The organism is Aeromonas sp. WP2-W18-CRE-05 (assembly GCF_014168615.1).
GTDB lineage: Bacteria > Pseudomonadota > Gammaproteobacteria > Enterobacterales > Aeromonadaceae > Aeromonas > Aeromonas caviae.
Genome location: NZ_AP021917.1, coordinates 4,424,225 through 4,442,500 on the forward strand (window position 1 = coordinate 4,424,225; position 18,276 = coordinate 4,442,500).

Here is an 18,276-nt window from a genome sequence, read left to right on the forward strand (position 1 = left end):
TTTTGTTTGCCTAAACCAGGCGTTTGCGCTGATTGGATGGCGGGATCAACAAGGATTCACGGTACTTTGCGATCGTGCGTCTCGCCACCATAATACCCTGTTCGGCCAGCAAATCCGCGATCTTGCTATCACTAAGCGGCTTGGCGGGGTTTTCCGCCGTCACCAGCTTCTTGATCAGGGCGCGAATAGCGGTCGATGAGCACTCTCCTCCTCCCTCCGTATTGACGTGACTGGAGAAAAAAAACTTCAGTTCAAAAATGCCGCGGGGCGTATGCATGTACTTCTGGGTCGTGACCCGTGAAATGGTCGACTCATGCATCTCCACCGCTTCCGCGATGTCGTTGAGTACCATGGGTTTCATGGCCTCTTCGCCGTACTCGAAAAAGCCCTGCTGCTGCTCGACGATGCAGCTGGCCACCTTGAGCAGGGTGTCGTTACGACTCTCCAGGCTCTTGATGAACCACTTGGCCTCCTGCAAATGAGAACGGATGAACTGGGTATCCGTGCTGCTGCGGGCATTGCGCGCCATGGCCGCATAGGCCTCGTTGACACGGATGCGCGGAGCAGAATCCGGATTGAGTTCAACCACCCACTTGTTACCCTTCTTGACCACGGACACATCCGGGATCACGTACTGGGATTCACTCTGGATGATGCCGTTGCCGGGTCTGGGCTCCAGTTGCTGGATGAGATCCAGCACCTCCTTGAGATCGCTCTCCTTGAGGCGGGTCTTGCGAGCCAGGGTGCGGTAGTCGCGATTGCCGAGCAGGTCCATGTGTTCGCGGATCACCTCTCTGGCTTCGTCGAGCCAGGGCAGGTCCGGCGAATACTGGCCGAGCTGGATCAGCAGACACTCTTGCACCGAACGGGCGGCGATGCCGACCGGATCGAAATGCTGCACCCGCTTGAGCACGGCTTCGATCTCATCCAGTTCGACTTCTACCTCCTCGCTGCTGACTGCAGCCTGAATATCCTCGAGGGTGGCAGTCAGATACCCGGATTCGTCGATGGCATCGATGATGGCAAGGGCGATGGCAGCATCCACATCACTGAACGGGGTGAGCCGCATCTGCCACAGCAGGTAGTCCTGCAGGTTCTCGGTTGTCTCCCCCTGATAGACGCTGTCTTCCCCGTCATGGATGGGGCCTGCGCTCTGGGCCGTACCGGCCGAGTAGACCTCGTCCCAGGTGGTGTCCACCGGCAGTTCATCCGGCATGCTCTCCTGGGCCATGGCATCGCTGGAGTCGAGTTGACTGGCATCCTGTGTCTCTGTCTGACTGGTTTCCTGCGCCTCGTTCTCCTCTTGCTCCAGCAAGGGGTTGTTGTCGAGCGCTTGCTGAATTTCCTGCTGGAGTTCCAGGGTGGAGAGCTGGAGCAGACGAATCGCTTGTTGTAATTGTGGCGTCATGGTCAGGGACTGACCGAGACGCAACTGTAATGTCGGCTTCATCTACGTCGGGATATCCTTATGTTCAGCGAGGCAGTCACCTAACAAAAATGAGGGGTGCCCCCTTACTATAGACTGAATTGATCGCCCAAATAGACGCGCTTGACCTGCTCATCGGCGAGGATATCGGCCGGCGCGCCCTCGGCAATCATCTTGCCGTGGCTGACGATGTAGGCCTTCTCGCACACATCCAGCGTCTCTCTGACGTTGTGGTCCGTTATCAGCACACCCAACCCGCGTTCTTTCAGATGCTGGATGATCTTTTTGATATCGATGACTGAAATAGGATCAACACCTGCGAAGGGCTCATCGAGCAGAATGAATCTCGGCTCTGCCGCCAGCGCCCGGGCGATTTCCACCCGGCGCCGCTCCCCACCCGAGAGGCTCTGGCCCAGGCTGTCACGGATATGGGTGATATTGAACTCTTCCAGCAACTGTTCGACCTTATCCTCCCGCTCTTCGCGGCTCAACCCCTTGCGGGTCTGCATGACCCCCATCAAGTTGTCGAACACCGACAGGCGCCGGAAGATGGAGGCCTCCTGGGGCAGATAGCCGATGCCATTGCGGGCACGGATATGCATGGGCTGCAGGCTGATGTCCTGCTCGTCGATGGTGATGAGGCCGGCATCCCGCTGCACCAGGCCCACGATCATGTAGAAGGAGGTCGTCTTGCCCGCGCCGTTCGGGCCGAGCAGGCCCACGATCTGGCCCGTTCCCACCTCCAGGCTCACATCGCTGACCACCATGCGGCGCTTGTAGCTCTTTTGCAGACCCGTTGCTTTTAACACTGCCATGGCTGTTGTTTCCTACTTCTTCTGATCGGCGGGTTTGTCAAAGTTCTCCACCTGATCCGGCAGGAACACCGTCTTGACGCGCTGGGTGGGCCCCTTGCTCTCGGCAATCATCTTCTGCTTGACGATGTCGTAGCGAATGAGATCGCCGGTCACCTGGCTGTCTTCCTGCTTGAGCTGGCCATTGCCGGTGATGGTCACCAGCCGGTTCTTAAGCTCGTAGCGGATGCTGTTGCCATGGGCATTGACCGGTTTGCCGTTGTCCAGCACCTGGAAGAAGGTGGCTGGGTTGCCATACGCGGTCATGACCTCGGCGCCCTTGTCGCCGGAGCGGATCACCACCACCTTGTCGGCCTTAATCTTGATGGTGCCCTGGGTGATGATGACATCCTCGCTGAAGGTGATGCGGTTGTCCTGCATCTCGGCCACCTGCTTGACCGCATCCACATAGACCTTCTCGGCGAAGTCGGACTCTTTGGCATTCAGGGAACCGCACAGCAACAGGGCCGTGAGGGCCAGATTAACGTTTTTCATTGAAATAAGTGGCATGGCCTTTATCCAGTAACTCGAAATATTTACGTTCCAGGTGACCCTTGAGGCCAACGCCCTCGGTCTGGAACTCCTGGCCCACAATGCTGATGTGCTGGTTGCTTCTCATCCCCTGCGTCACCAGATCCAGCTCCAGATAGGAGGTATCCAGCGTGGAGATGAAGGAAGCGGGCAGCAGACCGTCCAGATGCACCTTGTCACGGAGGATCACATTGTCATCGGTGTTGAGCACCCCGGTTTCGGCCGTCAGCTTCCATTCGGCCGCGCCCTTGTCATCGAACATGTAGACCACCGGCTTGATGAAAGTGGCCTGCTCGAGCACCTGGTAGTACTCCGCATATTCGGATTCCAGCCGTTCGGTGCGCTTGCCCTGCTCATTGAAGCGGGTCGTCACCAACTCTCTGGCGGTGAAGTCCGGTTGAAAATTTTCCGTCTTGGTGGTCGGCTCGGGGACCAGCTCGATCTCCCCCAGCTGCCAGGCCGCCAGCGCAGCCAGAAACAGCAGGCCGAACAGCACAGTCTGTTTGTTCATCGCGACGCCTCGGGTTGATAGTCAGCCAATCCCTGGGCCTGCAAGATCAGGTCGCACACCTCGCGCACGGCCCCGACGCCACCGCCAAGCCGCGTCACCAGATCCGCCTTCGCCAGCACAAGCGGATGGGCGTCGGCAACGGCGATACCCAGGCCGCAAGCCTGCATCACCGGCAGATCGATGGTGTCATCTCCCATATAGGCGGCTTGCGATGCATCCAGCCCGAGCTTGGTCAACAAGGCCTCGAAGTGGGGCAGCTTTTTGTCTGCACCCTGCACCAGGTGCTGGACTCCCAGACTCTTCATGCGATCGCTGACGATGCGGGAGTTTCGCCCCGTGATGATGGCAATCTCGATGCCTGCATTGAGCAGGGCACGCATGCCGGCACCGTCACGGGTGCAGAAAGTCTTCAGCTCTTCGCCGTTATTGCCCATATAGATGAAGCCGTTGGAGAGCACCCCATCCACATCGCACACCAGCAGGCGGATCTGCGCCGCCTTATCGTACTGGCTGCGCGTCACCGGACCATAGAGGGTCGGTACGTCTTGCATCAAATTACTCCGGCTTTCAGCAGGTCATGCATGTTGAAGGCACCCAGCGGGTGTCTCTCCCCATCCACGACCAACAACCCGTTGATTTTCCTGGTTTCCATCAGCTTGACGGCCTCGGCAGCCATCATCTCAGGCCCTACGGTAACACAGTTCACCGTCATGACGCGGCTGATGGGGGTGTGATGGATGTCCACCTGCAGGTCCAGAATGCGGCGCAGGTCACCATCGGTGAACAGACCGGCAAGCAGCCCTTGATCGTCCACCACCGCCGTCATGCCGAGCCCCTTGCGACTCACTTCCAGCAGCGCCTGGCTGATGGTGGCATCTATCCCCACCTTGGGCAACAGCTCGCCGCCGTGCATCAGATCGCCCACTCGCAGCAGCAACCGCTTGCCGAGGGACCCGCCCGGATGCGACAGCGCAAAGTCATCGGCGGTGAAGCCACGGGCCTCCAGCAGGGCCACGGCCAGCGCGTCCCCCATCACCAGGGTGGCGGTAGTGCTGGATGTCGGGGCCAGACCGAGGGGGCAGGCCTCTTTCTCCACCTTGATGCACAGGTGCACGTTGGCCTCTTTCGCCATGGTGGAAGCCGGATTGCCTGTCATGCAGATGAGTGGAATGCCGCGGCGCTTGAGCACCGGCAGCAGGGCCAGGATCTCGTCGCTCTCGCCGGAGTTGGAAATGGCGATGATGAGATCCCCGGCTGAGATCATGCCGAGATCCCCGTGGCTCGCCTCGCCCGGGTGCAGGAAGAAGGCGGGCGTTCCCGTGCTGGCCAGGGTCGCGGCAATCTTGTTGCCGATATGACCCGACTTGCCCATGCCGGTCACCACTATCTTGCCGCCACAGCGCAGCACCATCTCGCAGGCGCGCTCGAACGCCTCGTCAAGGTACTGGTAGAGTCCATCAATGGCTTGTTTTTCTATGTCCAGCACCGCTCGGGCGCTGCGACGGAAATCGAACAATTCAGACACTTTTTCAGGCTTTACAGACATAAAGGCACAGCTCCGGGCCGAAATTTGCTGCGGGATTATAAAAAAGTCTGCCGAGATAAGCGAATCGGATGCGGAATGGGCGGTCATTGACGCAGGTTGTTACATAAAACTGTCGCGTACTTGGGGGGGAAACCCGCTCAATAGTTGTTCCTCGCTGTTGCTTAGACCTAGACTAGCCCATAAAATTCGCTCTTCATTTATACCGGATGGACAATTGTTTGAACGATGACCTGATCACCATCTCCGACCTGACCTTCAGTCACGGGGATCGGCTGCTGTACGACAGGATCAACCTGACCATTCCCCGTGGCAAGGTCACCGCCGTCATGGGTCCGAGCGGGATCGGCAAGACCACCTTGCTGCGCCTGATCGGGGGCCAGCTCAAGCCTGAGTCCGGTCATATCCTGTTTGACGGGGAAGACATTCCCACTCTCTCCCGTTCGCGCCTGTATGAAGTGCGGAAACGGATGAGCATGCTGTTCCAGAGTGGCGCATTGTTCACCGGCATGACCGTCTTCGACAATGTGGCCTTTCCGCTGCGGGAGCACTCCGGCCTGCCGGAAGAGCTGATCCGCACCATCGTCATGATGAAACTGCAGGCTGTCGGTCTGCGCGGGGCGGCCAAGCTGATGCCGTCCGAGCTCTCCGGTGGCATGGCGCGTCGCGCGGCCCTGGCGAGATCCATCGCGCTGGATCCGGATCTCATCATGTATGACGAGCCCTTCGTGGGGCAGGACCCCATCACCATGGCGGTGCTGGTGAAGCTCATCAAGGAGCTCAACGATGCACTCGGCATCACCTCCGTCATCGTCACCCACGACGTGAAGGAAGTGCTGAGCATCGCCGACTACGCCTACATCATCGCCAACCGCAAGGTAGTGGCACACGGCACACCGGAGCAGCTGCGCGAGGAGCACAATCCCGAAGTCGAGCAGTTCCTCAAGGGATTGCCCGACGGTCCTGTTCCGTTTCATTTTCCGGCAGGCGACCTGCTACAGGATCTGTGATGTTGACAAGTCAGATAAGCAAGCTGGGCCGCAGCGGTGTGCGTTTCATCAACGCCGTCGGCCGGGCAACCATCATGCTGTTTCATGCACTGGCAGGACGGCCCCAGCCACGCAAGCACTTCCCGCTGCTGGTGCAGCAACTGTATGTGGTGGGAGTGCAATCCGTCGCCATCATACTGGTGTCAGGCCTCTTCATCGGCATGGTGCTCTCCCTGCAGGGTTACAACGTATTGAAGGATTTCGGCGCAGAGCAGAGCCTGGGGCCTCTGGTTTCCCTCTCCCTGCTCCGTGAGCTGGGCCCAGTGGTCACCGCCCTGCTGTTCGCCGGTCGTGCGGGCTCCGCCCTCACCGCCGAGATCGGCCTGATGAAGGCCACCGAGCAGCTCTCCAGCCTGGAGATGATGGCGGTCGATCCGCTGCGTCGGGTCGTGGCGCCCCGCTTCTGGGCCGGGGTCATCAGCATGCCGCTGCTGGCCTTCATGTTCAGCCTGATCGGCATCTTTGGCGGCAAGCTGGTTGGTGTCGACTGGCTGGGGGTGGACGAAGGCAGTTTCTGGTCCGCCATGCAGGCCTCCGTCGACTGGCAGGACGACATCATGCAGGGCGCCATCAAGAGCCTGATCTTCGCCCTGGTGGTGACCTGGATAGCGCTCTTCAACGGCTATGATGCCAAACCGACCTCGGCCGGGATCAGTCAGGCGACGACCCGTACCGTGGTTCACTCATCCCTGGCCGTGCTCGGTCTGGATTTTATACTCACCGCAGTCATGTTTGGATAAGGGAAAGATGAAGTTCAGCAAAGTAGAATTTCTGGTTGGCGCCTTCATGCTGGCTGGCATCGCGGCCATTCTGGCATTGGCACTGCAAGTGGCGGGATTGAGTTTCAAACCGGAAGGAAAAACCTATACCCTGCGCGCCCATTTCGATAATATCGGCGGCCTGAAAGTACGCTCGCCGGTCAAGGTCGGCGGCGTCGTCGTCGGTCGTGTCAGCGACATCACCCTGGATCCCAAGAGCCAGGTCCCCATCGTTTCCCTGCAGATGCAGAAGAGTGCCGGCGAGTTCTCCGAGACCAGCACCCTCTCCATCCTGACCTCTGGCCTGCTCGGTGAGCAGTACATCGGTCTGGCACCGGGGTTCAGCGATGAGGAGATGGGCACCAGCATGCTCAAGGATGGCGACATGATCGAAGACACCAAGTCCGCCATCGTGCTGGAAGATCTGATTGGCAAGTTCCTCTACAGCCAGTCCTCCCCGGCCAACACACCCGCAACCAAGGAGTAACCATGTTCAAGAAGATCGCCCTGATGCTGGGTCTGATGACCAGCATGCTGTTCTCCCTCGTCGCCCGTGCGGATGTCAATACTTCGGACCCCTATGCCCTCGTGGATCAGGCCGCCCAGCAGACCTTTGCCCGCCTGAAGGCCGATCAGGCCCAGGTGAAGAGCAACCCCGATCACCTGCGCGTCATCATCCGCGAGGAGCTGCTGCCCTACGTGGACAACCGCTTCGCCGCCTACAAGGTGCTCGGCAACCAGATCAAACAGACGACCCCTGCCCAGCGTGACGCCTTTGTCGACGTCTTCACCGAGTACATGGTGAGCTCCTACGCCGACGCCCTGGCACACTTCGACAAGCAGACCGTCAAGGTCCAGCCTGGCAAAGCCGCCGAGAGCAACATCACCGCCGTCAACGTCAGCGTGAAAGAGGCCGGCAAGCCGGACATCTTCCTCGAGTTCAAGCTGCGCAAGAACAACAAGACCGGCGAGTGGAAAGCCTTCGACATGGTTGCCGAAGGGATCAGCCTGCTCTCTGCCAAGCAGAACGAGCTGGGTGGCCTCATCCGCCAGAACGGCATCGATGCGGTGATCGCCCAGCTGCGTGAACACAACGCCAAGCCGCTGGTGATCAAGTCATGATCCTGAGCGGTGACTTGCAGGCCCCGCAGGTCAACGATCTGTGGCAACGCCGCGCCGACTGGTGGCAGGACGATCGGCTCGAACTCGGTGCCATCACTACCCTGGATTCCGCCGGCCTTGCCCTGCTGGTCAAGTGGGCCAAGGCGGCCCTGGCACGGGGTGCCACTCCGACACTGGTGGGTGCCTCCAACGATTTCCATACGCTGGCCAACCTTTACGGGGTGGCCAGCCTCTTTCATTCAACCCCGCTCACAACTGAGGACTCATAATGCAAGTCTCTGAAATTGAAGCGATACTCCTCGAGGCTTTGCCATTGTCCGAAGTCCATGTCAAAGGGGACGGCAGTCACTACCAAGTGATCGCCGTCGGCGACATGTTTGACGGCATGAGCCGGGTCAAGAAACAACAGGCCATCTATGCCCCGCTGATGGACAAGATCGCCACCAACGAGATCCACGCTCTCTCCATCAAGGCCTATACCGACGCCGAGTGGAAACGCGAGCGTAAATTCCAGCTGCCCTCCTGATTTGGTAAAGAAGTAAACCATGGACAAATTCAAGATCACCGGCCCCTGCACCCTCTCCGGTGAAGTGACCATCTCCGGCGCCAAGAATGCCGCCCTGCCCATCCTGTTTGCCACCCTGTTGTGTGACGAAGAGGTTCAACTCTCCAATGTACCGCGCCTGAAAGACGTGGGTACCACCCTCAAGCTGCTGGAGATGCTGGGCGCCACCACCAAGGTCAACGGCAACGTGACCGTGCTGACCGGCGCGGTAAACAATCATGTCGCCCCCTACGAGCTGGTGAAGACCATGCGTGCCTCCATCCTGGCCCTGGGCCCGCTGGCAGCCCGCTTCGGTGCAGCAGACGTCTCCCTGCCCGGCGGCTGTGCCATCGGTGCCCGCCCGGTCAACCTGCATGTCCACGGCCTGGAGCTGATGGGGGCGAAGATCGTCATCGAAGAGGGCTACATCAAAGCCCGCGTCGACGGCCGCCTGAAAGGTGCCCACATCCTGATGGACATGGTTTCCGTGACCGGTACCGAGAACCTGATGATGGCTGCCACCCTGGCTGACGGTCGCACCGTGATCGAAAACGCCGCCCGTGAGCCGGAGGTGGTCGATCTGGCCAACTTCCTCAACGCGCTCGGAGCTAACATTCAGGGCGCCGGCACCGATACCCTGACCATCGACGGCGTAGAACGTCTGCACGGTGGCAGCTACAGCGTGCAGCCCGATCGCATCGAGACCGGCACCTTCCTGGTGGGCGCCGCCGTGACCGGTGGCAAGATCACCTGCCGCAACACCGACCCCAGCCTGCTGGAAGCCGTACTGGTCAAACTGGAAGAGGCTGGCGCCCTGATTGAAAAGGGTAACGACTGGATCACCCTCGACATGACAGGTCGCACCCTGAAACCTGTCACCATCAAGACCGCCCCCTACCCGGCGTTCCCGACCGACATGCAGGCACAGTTCACCGTGCTGAACGCGGTAGCCCAGGGCACCGGCATGGTCACCGAGACCATCTTCGAGAACCGCTTCATGCACGTGCCCGAGCTGGTACGGATGGGTGCCGACATCGAACTGCAGGGCAATGTGGCCATCTGCCGCGACACCCAGCAGCTCAAGGGTGCCCAGGTGATGGCGACCGATCTGCGCGCCTCCGCCAGCCTGGTGCTGGCCGGCTTCGTGGCCGAAGGGGCCACCATCGTCGATCGCATCTATCACATCGACCGTGGCTACGAAGACATCGAGCACAAGCTGCAAGGCCTGGGTGGTCGCATCGAGCGCATCAAGGAATAAGTTGGCTTCACCATGAGCCGACGATAAAAAGGCCCCCTCGCAAAGCGAGGGGGCCTTTTTCATGGCCGGGACGGAGGGGATCAGTGCCCCGCCAGTTTCATCTGCTCGACCAGTACGGAGCCGGTCTTGAGGCTGGAACGCTCATCCTCATCACTGCCCACCGCCACGATATGGCTGAACATGTCGGCTAGATTGCCTGCAATGGTGATCTCCTCCACAGGATAGAGGATCTCGCCATTTTCAATCCAGAAACCGGCTGCGCCGCGGGAGTAATCACCATTGACGATGTTGACCCCCTGCCCCATCAGCTCGGTCACCAGCAGGCCGGTACCCATCTCCTTGAGCATGCCCTGGAAGTCCTGGCCGGTATTGGAAACCTGCCAGTTATGGATACCCCCGGCATGGCCCGTGGTGGTCAGGCCCAGTTTGCGGGCGGAGTAGGAGGTGAGCAGCCAGCTCATCAGCTCGCCGTTGCGGATGATGTCCATGTCGCGGGTGCGAACCCCTTCCCCGTCGAACGGGGTGCTGGCAAGTCCTCCCGGCAAGTGGGGGAACTCCTGGATGGTGAGCCACTCGGGCAGGATCTGCTTGCCCAGTTTGTCCAGCAGGAAGCTCGACTTGCGATAGAGGTTCCCCCCACTGATGGCCATCACCAGATGGCCCCACAGACCGGCAGCGGTATCGGGGTGGAACAGCACAGGGGCATGGCGGGTGCTGATCTTGCGAGCCCCCAGGCGGGAAACAGTGCGCTCCACCGCCTCGTCAGCGATGCGCTGGGGGCTCCACAGCCCGTCCAGGGAGCGGCTGGAGGAGTAGCCGTAGTCGCGCTGCATGTCGCCATCCTGCTCGCCGATCAGTACGCAGCTCAGGGAGTTGCGCGATGCAGCATAGCCTTTGACGAAGCCGTGGCTGTTGCCATAGACCTTGACGCCCAGGTGGCTGGAGAAACTGGCTCCGTCAGAGTGCTTGATGCGGGCATCCCGTCCCAGGGCCAGCCGCTCGCACTCGATGGCCAGCGCGATGCCACGCTGGGGATCCAGCTCGATTTGGTGGCACAGTTGCAGGTCCGGGGCATCCCAGGCCAGCAGATCCGCATCCGCAAGACCGGCGCAGTCATCGGGAGAGGTGTGGCGGGCGATCTCCATGGCCGCTTCCACGGCGGCGCGAATGGCCGGCTTGGTCAGATCCGTGGTGGAGGAGGACCCCTTGCAACCATCGCGATAGACGGCGATGCCGAGTGCGCCATCCTTGTTGAATTCGATACTTTCCAGCTCGCAGCCCCGGGTGTTCACCGAGAGGCCGGTCTGTTTGCTGATGGAGACTTCGGCAAGCCCGGCGCCCAGCCCTTTCGCTATCTCAAGGGCCTCGGCGACCACGGCCTCGAGATGGGATTGATCCTGGCGGATTTGATCTTGCTGGTCCATAACTCACATCTGTATGAAGGGAAGGAAAGGGGCTAAGCATATCAGACCCCTGCGCCCAGCGGGAGAAGCTGGTAACATATCCGCCAAACGTGAATGACAGGAATACAGAGACCGATGAGTCAATATCAAGACGATAACGAGTGGGAAGACTGGGGCCCCAGCAAGAGCCAGCTCAAGCGTGATGCCGAAGCCTTGCAGAAGATGGGGGAAGAGATCGTCTCCCTGAGTCACAGCGAGCTGGAGAAGATCCCCCTGGATGAAGAGCTCGCCGAAGCGGTCGAGCTGGGTCGCAAGCTCAAGCCGAAGAAGGATGAGTCCTTCCGTCGCCATCTCCAGTTCATCGGCCGTCTGATGCGTAGCCGCGATGTGGCCCCCATCGAAGAGGCCCTCTCCATCATCAAGATGCGTCACTCCACCGTGAACGCCCGCCTGCACCGCCTCGAACAGTGGCGCGAGCGGCTGATCACCGAAGGCGACAGCGCCCTCAACGAGCTGATGTCCCAGTTCCACGAGCTGGATCGCCAGAAGCTGCGTCAGCTGATCCGCACCGCCAACAAGGAGCGGGAGCTGAACAAGCCGCCGGTAGCCTATCGCGAGATGTACCAGTACCTGCGCGGTGAAATTGAAGATCTGTTGTAAGTGATGACTCACGTCCGCCTCATGGCGGCGTGCAGTACACAATCAAACGGGGCCGAAATGGCCCCGTTTTTTCATGCGATTTCCGCTCAGCTGCCCGCCATGCACTGGGTGTGAGTAGCGGGTTGCAGATAGGGGACCAGCAGGGGGGCCATCCCCTTGAGCACCTGTACAGGCAGCGCCGACGTGAAGCGGAACTTGTCGGACTGGCTGCCGGGTACATAGGCCGTCAGCGTGCCGAAGTGATCATCCCCGATGTAGAAGACGAAGGTCGCAGTCCGGTTGCGAGCCAGTGAACTGGTCACATTGCCGTAGCGACCCACCGTCTCGATCCGGTTGTCCCCGGTCCCCGTCTTGCCCCCCAGGGCCAGGACAGTACCATCCTGCAAGGCGAAGGCCCCGGCGATGCGCCGCGCCGTCCCCCCTTCCACCACCTTGGAAAGTGCATTGCGCAAGGCGTTGGCCACCTCGGCAGGCATCACCCGTTCCCCCTGGGTGTTCGCCGGCTCAAAGACGGTGGCGAAGGGGGTCCCCTTGGCAAAGGAGAGGTGCTCGATGCGCAGGGTCGGTGCACGAATGCCGCCGTTCTGGATGATCCCCATCAGCTCGGCCAATGCAGCAGGACGATCGCCCGAGCTGCCCAGTGCGGTCGCCAGGGACGGAACCAGGTGATCGAAGGGGTAACCCAGGCGAGCCCAGCGCTGATGGATGTCGAGGAAGGCCTCAACCTCCAGCATGGTGCGGATCCGGCTATCCCGGGCACTGCGATGACGGGTCTTGAACAGCCAGCTGTAGACCTCCTGACGCTCGTCACGGCTGGCGGTTACCGCCTCGGTAAAGGTGGCCTTGTCAAACTCCTTGAGATAGGCAAGCAACCACAGCTCGAGTGGATGCACCCGTGCGATATAACCTTGATCCGGCAGAGAATATTTGCCAGGGCCGTAATTGGTATAGAGCTGCTCTATGCGCTTCTCGGTCAATTTCTCCCGCGGCAGGCGCTTGGCCAGGAAAGCTGCAAAGTCGGCCTGGGAGGCTTCCGGCATCAGATAGCGATGCACGGCGGCGAGACGCACCGCGCTGGGTTTGAGACCATCGAGGAAGGTATCGAGCTGCTCTTCTGCACTCTTGCCACGATATTTGCGCCAGAACCTCAGCAGATAGGTCTGGCCCTCTTTGTCAGCAAACTTGGCCAGGTACTCGGTACGGCGAGGATCCCTGTCATCTTTCAACAACTGGGCACGATTTCCCTCCTTGTAGAGGCTGTAGCGGACGATGTCCCGCATCAAGCGCACGAAGGGCAGGTTGATGGATTCCCGCAGCGCATCGCGAATGGGCGGGATGCGACCGTTGTCTTCCTTGCGGAAGTTGTTGAAGGTGTGCATGCCACCACCGGTAAAGAAGCCTTCATAGGGGCTTGCTGAATACTTGCGGTCCAGCGCGGCCTCCAGCATCACCGGCAGGCTTCTGTCCTTGGTACTCATCAGATAGGCGATGGCCCAGCGGCTGATGTTGTCCTGATCGGACACTTCGATCTTTCGCAGGCTCTCCACCGGCATGTTGCCGTAGCTGTCATGCAACTCGGTGACAATCTCGAGATAGGTCGTCAGCACCCGCAACTTGGCGGTGGATCCCAGTTCAAGCTTGCTGCCCTCATTGATGTCGAACGGCTGGTCCGTGTTGTCGGTCTGCACCCTCACCTTGACCCCTTCCGGCGTCTTCTCGAACAGGGTAAAGCTGTACTTCACATCCCCCGTTTTCTCCGGCGAGAGCAGGCGCTCACCAAACAGGCCCACCTGGGCTGCGAATGCAGGGTCTGCCAGTTGCTGCAGATACCGTGACACCTCGTTCTGCAGCGGCATATTGAGGGTGGTGTTGGCCGTCAGATCCATGCGGTCCAGATCATAAAGCTGCACCCCGAGCTGACGACTGAGACGAGTGCGAGCCACCTGCAGCCCCTTGTTGTTGTTGACCCTGGTGATGGCAGGTGCCTGCAGGAAATCGCGGAAGACCAGCTTGGCCTTGAGAGCCGACTCCATCAGGGGGGGCGTGATCATTCCCTCCTGCACGAAGAGTCGCAGATAGCTGTCTGTCAGGGTAGACAGTGCTTCTCTACCCTGCGCTAGGTAATAGGAAGGACGGCGGTGGGCGATCATCAGGGAGACAACCTGGCGCAAGGCAAGGCCCTGCTCGGCCAGGGTAGAATCCTGGTTGCGAGCGGGATCCAGCAGTCGATTCACCTCATCGACATTGGCGCCAAACCAGACCCAGAGGCCATCACCGAGACCGTGCACCTCGCCATAACCGGGCGCCGCAGAGAGCGGGACCGAGTTGAGGTAGGCCCAGGCAACCAGCTTGCGGGCCTCCAGGGTCTCGGGCCCCAGCCGATAGGCACGAACGCTGGCCGAGACCATTTGGCGGATCTTCTCGGTCGGCGAAACGGTCAGTCCATCAGGAGAATGACGATATTTCTCCACCTGGGTCGCCAGGGTGCTGCCGCCAGCGGATTGATCTTGCATATCCAGCGCCTTGCCCACCTGAGACAGCGCAGCCTTGGCAAAGCGCGGCCAGTCTACGGCCGGGTTGGCCAGCGGTTCCTTGTTGCTCAGGAGCTCACGGTTCTCGATAAACAGCAGAGACTGGATGACCAAGGGCGGTATGGCATTGAAATCCGGATAGTAATGAGTCGGATACTTGTACTGGTAGAAAGGTTCTGCACGGCAGTCATAGAGTGTCAATCCTGCCTGGACCTTCTCGGTATAAGGCACGAAGAAACCGTGGCTGGCGTAGTTGTAGAGCGCATCGGAAAAACGGACCTGTTCGCTCACCTGGTAGCCACGCTGAACGAGACGTTCCTGGATCATGGGCATCAGCACATAACCGAGTCGCTTGTCGAACGGGCCGTCGTCGGGGAAGGCTATCTGCTTGCTGGGGCCGGGTTCGAGCTGATAGGTCAGGGTGGCCGCATAGCGGGAGATCTCCTGTGACTGCAGTCGGGAGGTCTTCATTTCATAACCCACCAGGGCGATCACGGCAGCCAGGCAAAGCAAGAAGATAAAACAGAACAACCAGCGCCACCAGGGTCGGCGTTTACGCGGTTGTTGCCCGTCCGCATTAGGTACGGATGAATCCTGAGATGCCACTTTATTTGAATCCGTCTGTTTTGATGCGCCCATATCAGCCCCACCATGGTTGCGCAATTTATTGTCTTTCAATCAAGCTTAGTCGTTTCAAGTCAAGGGCTTGAAATCTATTGACCGCTTTGCAGCGATGTTAACAGGGCGATTGTGAAAATGGGAGCCGATTGTTGCAACGCGGCAAGAGATCCGAGCTGCGCCATGAAAATGAAACACCGGCCAGAGGCCGGTGTTGACGAGAGCGGGGTGGGGTTATTTGCTGGTGCTCATACTCTTCAGCTTGGTACTCAGCTCCTTGCGCTCCTTGGAAAGCTCGGCATTTTTGATGATATGGTCATCTACGCGCTCTTCATAATCGGTCCGCATGTTGGCGATGATGGCCTGAACCTCGTCAATGCTCATGCCGGGTTTGATATAGTCACTCAGGTTGTCGAGCAACAGTACCCGCTTCTGGTTGTCACGGATCTTTTTCTCGTTGTCCGCGATTTCTCGCTTGAGCTTGTTCTGACGACGGGACATACGCACATATTCCAGCACATCGTTGAAGGTTGACTTGTTTACTTGTTCCATATCGGTACCACTGAGTGAAGGTGAATGAAAACAGGCGGAGAGTCCCATACCAGAAAAAGAAACCGAAACCATGGCACGGACCAACCCGGAATGCCCCTTACTCTACCGAGTTATGATTCAGATACAACCCCAATCGCAGCGCGGGCGGCGGGTTTAGACAGAACGGCTTCGACTGGGTTATTACGCTAGAAATGATGAAAACAAAGAGAGCCAACATGTGGGTTCAATGTGGCTAGAGCAGGCGCAACTTTTCCGGTACGGGCAACAAGTGAACGTGAACGACGAACATCACCATAGTGCCCGTTTACCCTCCAGTGAGGGCTGAATTTCAGGCAATAAAAAACCCCGCTCGAGTGAGCGGGGTTTCTTGTATTGGGTGCCTGGCAGTGTCCTACTCTCGCATGGCGAATGCCACACTACCATCGGCGCTACAGCGTTTCACTTCTGAGTTCGGCATGGGGTCAGGTGGTTCCACTGCGCTATTGCCGCCAGGCAAATTCTTAATCCAGAAAGCTGATGTGTATAACGACTTCGCTAGTTTGCGTTGTCATTACCACTGAATTCGTAAGTAGTTCGCTCATTCGCTACAAGGCCAGAAACACTTCTTGGGTGTTGTATGGTTAAGCCTCACGGGTAATTAGTATGGGTTAGCTCAACGTATCGCTACGCTTACACACCCCACCTATCAACGTTGTGGTCTCCAACGGCCCTTTAGGACCCTCAAGGGGTCAGGGATGACTCATCTCAGGGCTCGCTTCCCGCTTAGATGCTTTCAGCGGTTATCGATTCCGAACTTAGCTACCGGGCAGTGCCACTGGCGTGACAACCCGAACACCAGAGGTTCGTTCACTCCGGTCCTCTCGTACTAGGAGCAACTCCCTTCAATCATCCAACGCCCACGGCAGATAGGGACCGAACTGTCTCACGACGTTCTGAACCCAGCTCGCGTACCACTTTAAATGGCGAACAGCCATACCCTTGGGACCGACTTCAGCCCCAGGATGTGATGAGCCGACATCGAGGTGCCAAACACCGCCGTCGATATGAACTCTTGGGCGGTATCAGCCTGTTATCCCCGGAGTACCTTTTATCCGTTGAGCGATGGCCCTTCCATTCAGAACCACCGGATCACTATGACCTACTTTCGTACCTGCTCGACCTGTCCGTCTCGCAGTTAAGCTGGCTTATGCCATTGCACTAACCTCCTGATGTCCGACCAGGATTAGCCAACCTTCGTGCTCCTCCGTTACTCTTTGGGAGGAGACCGCCCCAGTCAAACTACCCACCAGGCACTGTCCGCGAGCCCGATTCAGGGCCCTGCGTTAGAACATCAAACATACAAGGGTGGTATTTCAAGGACGGCTCCAGCGCAACTGGCGTCACGCCTTCAAAGCCTCCCACCTATCCTACACATGTAGGTTCAATGTTCAGTGCCAAGCTGTAGTAAAGGTTCACGGGGTCTTTCCGTCTAGCCGCGGGTACACCGCATCTTCACGGCGAATTCGATTTCACTGAGTCTCGGGTGGAGACAGCATGGCCATGGTTACACCATTCGTGCAGGTCGGAACTTACCCGACAAGGAATTTCGCTACCTTAGGACCGTTATAGTTACGGCCGCCGTTTACCGGGGCTTCGATCAAGAGCTTCGCTTGCGCTAACCCCATCAATTAACCTTCCGGCACCGGGCAGGTGTCACACCCTATACGTCCACTTTCGTGTTTGCAGAGTGCTGTGTTTTTGATAAACAGTCCCAGCCATCTGGTCACTGCGACTCCCGACAGCTCCATCCGCAAGGGACTTCACCATCAAGAGCGAACCTTCTCCCGAAGTTACGGTTCTATTTTGCCTAGTTCCTTCACCCGAGTTCTCTCAAGCGCCTTGGTATTCTCTACCCGACCACCTGTGTCGGTTTGGGGTACGATGACTTGTAATCTGAAGCTTAGAGGCTTTTCCTGGAAGCAGGGCATCAATGGCTTCCGCACCGTAGTGCGTTCGTCTCGTGTCTCAGTGTTGTGTCTCCGGATTTGCCTAGAAACACCACCTACGCACTTTCACCAGGACAACCGTCGCCTGGCCCACCTAGCCTTCTCCGTCCCCCCATCGCAATTACAAGTCGTGCAGGAATATTAACCTGCTTCCCATCGACTACGCCTTTCGGCCTCGCCTTAGGGGTCGACTCACCCTGCCCCGATTAACGTTGGACAGGAACCCTTGGTCTTCCGGCGAGGAGGCTTTTCACCCCCTTTATCGTTACTTACGTCAGCATTCGCACTTCTGATATCTCCAGCATACCTCTCGATACACCTTCGCAGACTTACAGAACGCTCCCCTACCACTCACACTTAGTGTGAATCCGCGGCTTCGGTGCCTGGTTTGAGCCCCGTTACATCTTCCGCGCAGGCCGACTCGACTAGTGAGCTATTACGCTTTCTTTAAATGATGGCTGCTTCTAAGCCAACATCCTAGCTGTCTGAGCCTTCCCACATCGTTTCCCACTTAACCAGAACTTTGGGACCTTAGCCGGCGGTCTGGGTTGTTTCCCTCTTCACGACGGACGTTAGCACCCGCCGTGTGTCTCCCGGATAGTACTTACTGGTATTCGGAGTTTGCATGGGGTTGGTAAGTCGGGATGACCCCCTAGCCCAAACAGTGCTCTACCCCCAGTAGTATTCGTCCGAGGCGCTACCTAAATAGCTTTCGGGGAGAACCAGCTATCTCCGAGTTTGATTGGCCTTTCACCCCCAGCCACAGGTCATCCCCTAACTTTGCAACGTTAGTGGGTTCGGTCCTCCAGTTGATGTTACTCAACCTTCAACCTGCCCATGGCTAGATCACCCGGTTTCGGGTCTACACCTTGCAACTAGACGCCCAGTTAAGACTCGGTTTCCCTACGGCTCCCCTATACGGTTAACCTCGCTA

General features: G+C 58.6%; 17 protein-coding genes and 2 rRNA genes (1 of these 19 running past the window's edge). 8 read left to right on the top strand and 11 right to left on the bottom strand.

Features of this window, described 5'->3' with window-relative positions; all coding sequences use genetic code 11:
- Nucleotides 1–10: 10 nt before the first annotated feature.
- The 6 genes from H7R73_RS20760 to H7R73_RS20785 form a co-directional block, all read right to left on the bottom strand.
- Nucleotides 11–1,450 carry an RNA polymerase factor sigma-54 gene (locus H7R73_RS20760; protein WP_103259444.1) on the bottom strand — a complete coding sequence of 480 codons (1,440 nt, stop codon included), beginning with the start codon at nucleotides 1,448–1,450 and terminating at the stop codon, nucleotides 11–13.
- Nucleotides 1,451–1,515: 65 nt separating this feature from the next.
- Entirely contained in the window at nucleotides 1,516–2,241 is a 726-nt protein-coding gene (lptB, locus tag H7R73_RS20765) for an LPS export ABC transporter ATP-binding protein (protein ID WP_010675872.1), read from the bottom strand.
- Nucleotides 2,242–2,253: 12 nt separating this feature from the next.
- Complete coding sequence (lptA, locus tag H7R73_RS20770; RefSeq protein ID WP_010675873.1) at nucleotides 2,254–2,772, bottom strand: lipopolysaccharide transport periplasmic protein LptA; 519 nt, start codon at nucleotides 2,770–2,772, stop codon at nucleotides 2,254–2,256.
- On the bottom strand, nucleotides 2,759–3,319 hold the full coding sequence (gene lptC, locus H7R73_RS20775; protein ID WP_010675874.1) for an LPS export ABC transporter periplasmic protein LptC: 561 nt from the start codon (nucleotides 3,317–3,319) through the stop codon (nucleotides 2,759–2,761). The genes lptA and lptC overlap by 14 nt, the downstream gene beginning before the upstream one ends.
- Complete coding sequence (gene kdsC, locus H7R73_RS20780) at nucleotides 3,316–3,870, bottom strand: 3-deoxy-manno-octulosonate-8-phosphatase KdsC (RefSeq protein WP_103259443.1); 555 nt, start codon at nucleotides 3,868–3,870, stop codon at nucleotides 3,316–3,318. The genes lptC and kdsC overlap by 4 nt, the downstream gene beginning before the upstream one ends.
- Nucleotides 3,870–4,865 carry a KpsF/GutQ family sugar-phosphate isomerase gene (locus H7R73_RS20785; RefSeq protein ID WP_042880205.1) on the bottom strand — a complete coding sequence of 332 codons (996 nt, stop codon included), beginning with the start codon at nucleotides 4,863–4,865 and terminating at the stop codon, nucleotides 3,870–3,872. The genes kdsC and H7R73_RS20785 overlap by 1 nt, the downstream gene beginning before the upstream one ends.
- Nucleotides 4,866–5,071: 206 nt before the next feature.
- Here H7R73_RS20785 and mlaF point away from each other — a divergent pair, with 206 nt between their 5' ends.
- The 7 genes from mlaF to murA are packed head-to-tail and all read left to right on the top strand — an operon-like array spanning nucleotide 5,072 to nucleotide 9,593.
- Nucleotides 5,072–5,872, top strand: coding sequence for a phospholipid ABC transporter ATP-binding protein MlaF (gene mlaF / locus H7R73_RS20790; protein WP_039040471.1), 801 nt, complete (start codon nucleotides 5,072–5,074; stop codon nucleotides 5,870–5,872).
- Nucleotides 5,872–6,651, top strand: coding sequence for a lipid asymmetry maintenance ABC transporter permease subunit MlaE (gene mlaE / locus H7R73_RS20795; RefSeq protein ID WP_010675878.1), 780 nt, complete (start codon nucleotides 5,872–5,874; stop codon nucleotides 6,649–6,651). The genes mlaF and mlaE overlap by 1 nt, the downstream gene beginning before the upstream one ends.
- A gap of 7 nt (nucleotides 6,652–6,658) precedes the next feature.
- Nucleotides 6,659–7,156 (top strand): outer membrane lipid asymmetry maintenance protein MlaD, encoded by a 498-nt coding sequence (gene mlaD / locus H7R73_RS20800; protein ID WP_182951402.1) that lies wholly within the window; start codon nucleotides 6,659–6,661, stop codon nucleotides 7,154–7,156.
- Nucleotides 7,157–7,158: 2 nt separating this feature from the next.
- Nucleotides 7,159–7,791 (top strand): phospholipid-binding protein MlaC, encoded by a 633-nt coding sequence (mlaC, locus tag H7R73_RS20805; protein ID WP_039040470.1) that lies wholly within the window; start codon nucleotides 7,159–7,161, stop codon nucleotides 7,789–7,791.
- Nucleotides 7,788–8,060, top strand: coding sequence for an STAS domain-containing protein (locus H7R73_RS20810; protein ID WP_069785528.1), 273 nt, complete (start codon nucleotides 7,788–7,790; stop codon nucleotides 8,058–8,060). Before mlaC ends, H7R73_RS20810 begins: the two co-directional genes overlap by 4 nt.
- Entirely contained in the window at nucleotides 8,060–8,317 is a 258-nt protein-coding gene (gene ibaG / locus H7R73_RS20815) for a BolA family iron metabolism protein IbaG (protein ID WP_010675882.1), read from the top strand. Before H7R73_RS20810 ends, ibaG begins: the two co-directional genes overlap by 1 nt.
- A 19-nt stretch (nucleotides 8,318–8,336) precedes the next feature.
- Nucleotides 8,337–9,593 (top strand): UDP-N-acetylglucosamine 1-carboxyvinyltransferase, encoded by a 1,257-nt coding sequence (gene murA / locus H7R73_RS20820; protein ID WP_103259442.1) that lies wholly within the window; start codon nucleotides 8,337–8,339, stop codon nucleotides 9,591–9,593.
- Nucleotides 9,594–9,673: 80 nt separating this feature from the next.
- Here the strand turns inward: murA and pmbA are convergent, their stop codons facing one another.
- Nucleotides 9,674–11,017: a metalloprotease PmbA gene (gene pmbA / locus H7R73_RS20825; protein ID WP_103259441.1), complete on the bottom strand. Its 1,344-nt coding sequence runs from the start codon at nucleotides 11,015–11,017 to the stop codon at nucleotides 9,674–9,676.
- Nucleotides 11,018–11,131: 114 nt separating this feature from the next.
- Here pmbA and yjgA point away from each other — a divergent pair, with 114 nt between their 5' ends.
- Complete coding sequence (yjgA, locus tag H7R73_RS20830) at nucleotides 11,132–11,656, top strand: ribosome biogenesis factor YjgA (protein ID WP_010672689.1); 525 nt, start codon at nucleotides 11,132–11,134, stop codon at nucleotides 11,654–11,656.
- Between the two features lie 86 nt (nucleotides 11,657–11,742).
- On the opposite strand, the gene H7R73_RS20835 is transcribed toward yjgA, so the two are convergent.
- The 4 genes from H7R73_RS20835 to H7R73_RS20850 form a co-directional block, all read right to left on the bottom strand.
- A complete protein-coding gene (locus H7R73_RS20835) occupies nucleotides 11,743–14,826 on the bottom strand; it encodes a transglycosylase domain-containing protein (RefSeq protein WP_103259440.1) in 3,084 nt (1,027 codons plus the stop codon).
- 213 nt (nucleotides 14,827–15,039) lie between these two features.
- Nucleotides 15,040–15,357, bottom strand: coding sequence for a PTS system regulator TmaR (gene tmaR, locus H7R73_RS20840; RefSeq protein WP_010672687.1), 318 nt, complete (start codon nucleotides 15,355–15,357; stop codon nucleotides 15,040–15,042).
- Nucleotides 15,358–15,735: 378 nt separating this feature from the next.
- A 5S ribosomal RNA gene (gene rrf, locus H7R73_RS20845) occupies nucleotides 15,736–15,850 on the bottom strand.
- A gap of 123 nt (nucleotides 15,851–15,973) precedes the next feature.
- Nucleotides 15,974–18,276: ribosomal RNA gene (locus H7R73_RS20850) — 23S ribosomal RNA — on the bottom strand; it runs 586 nt beyond the window's last position.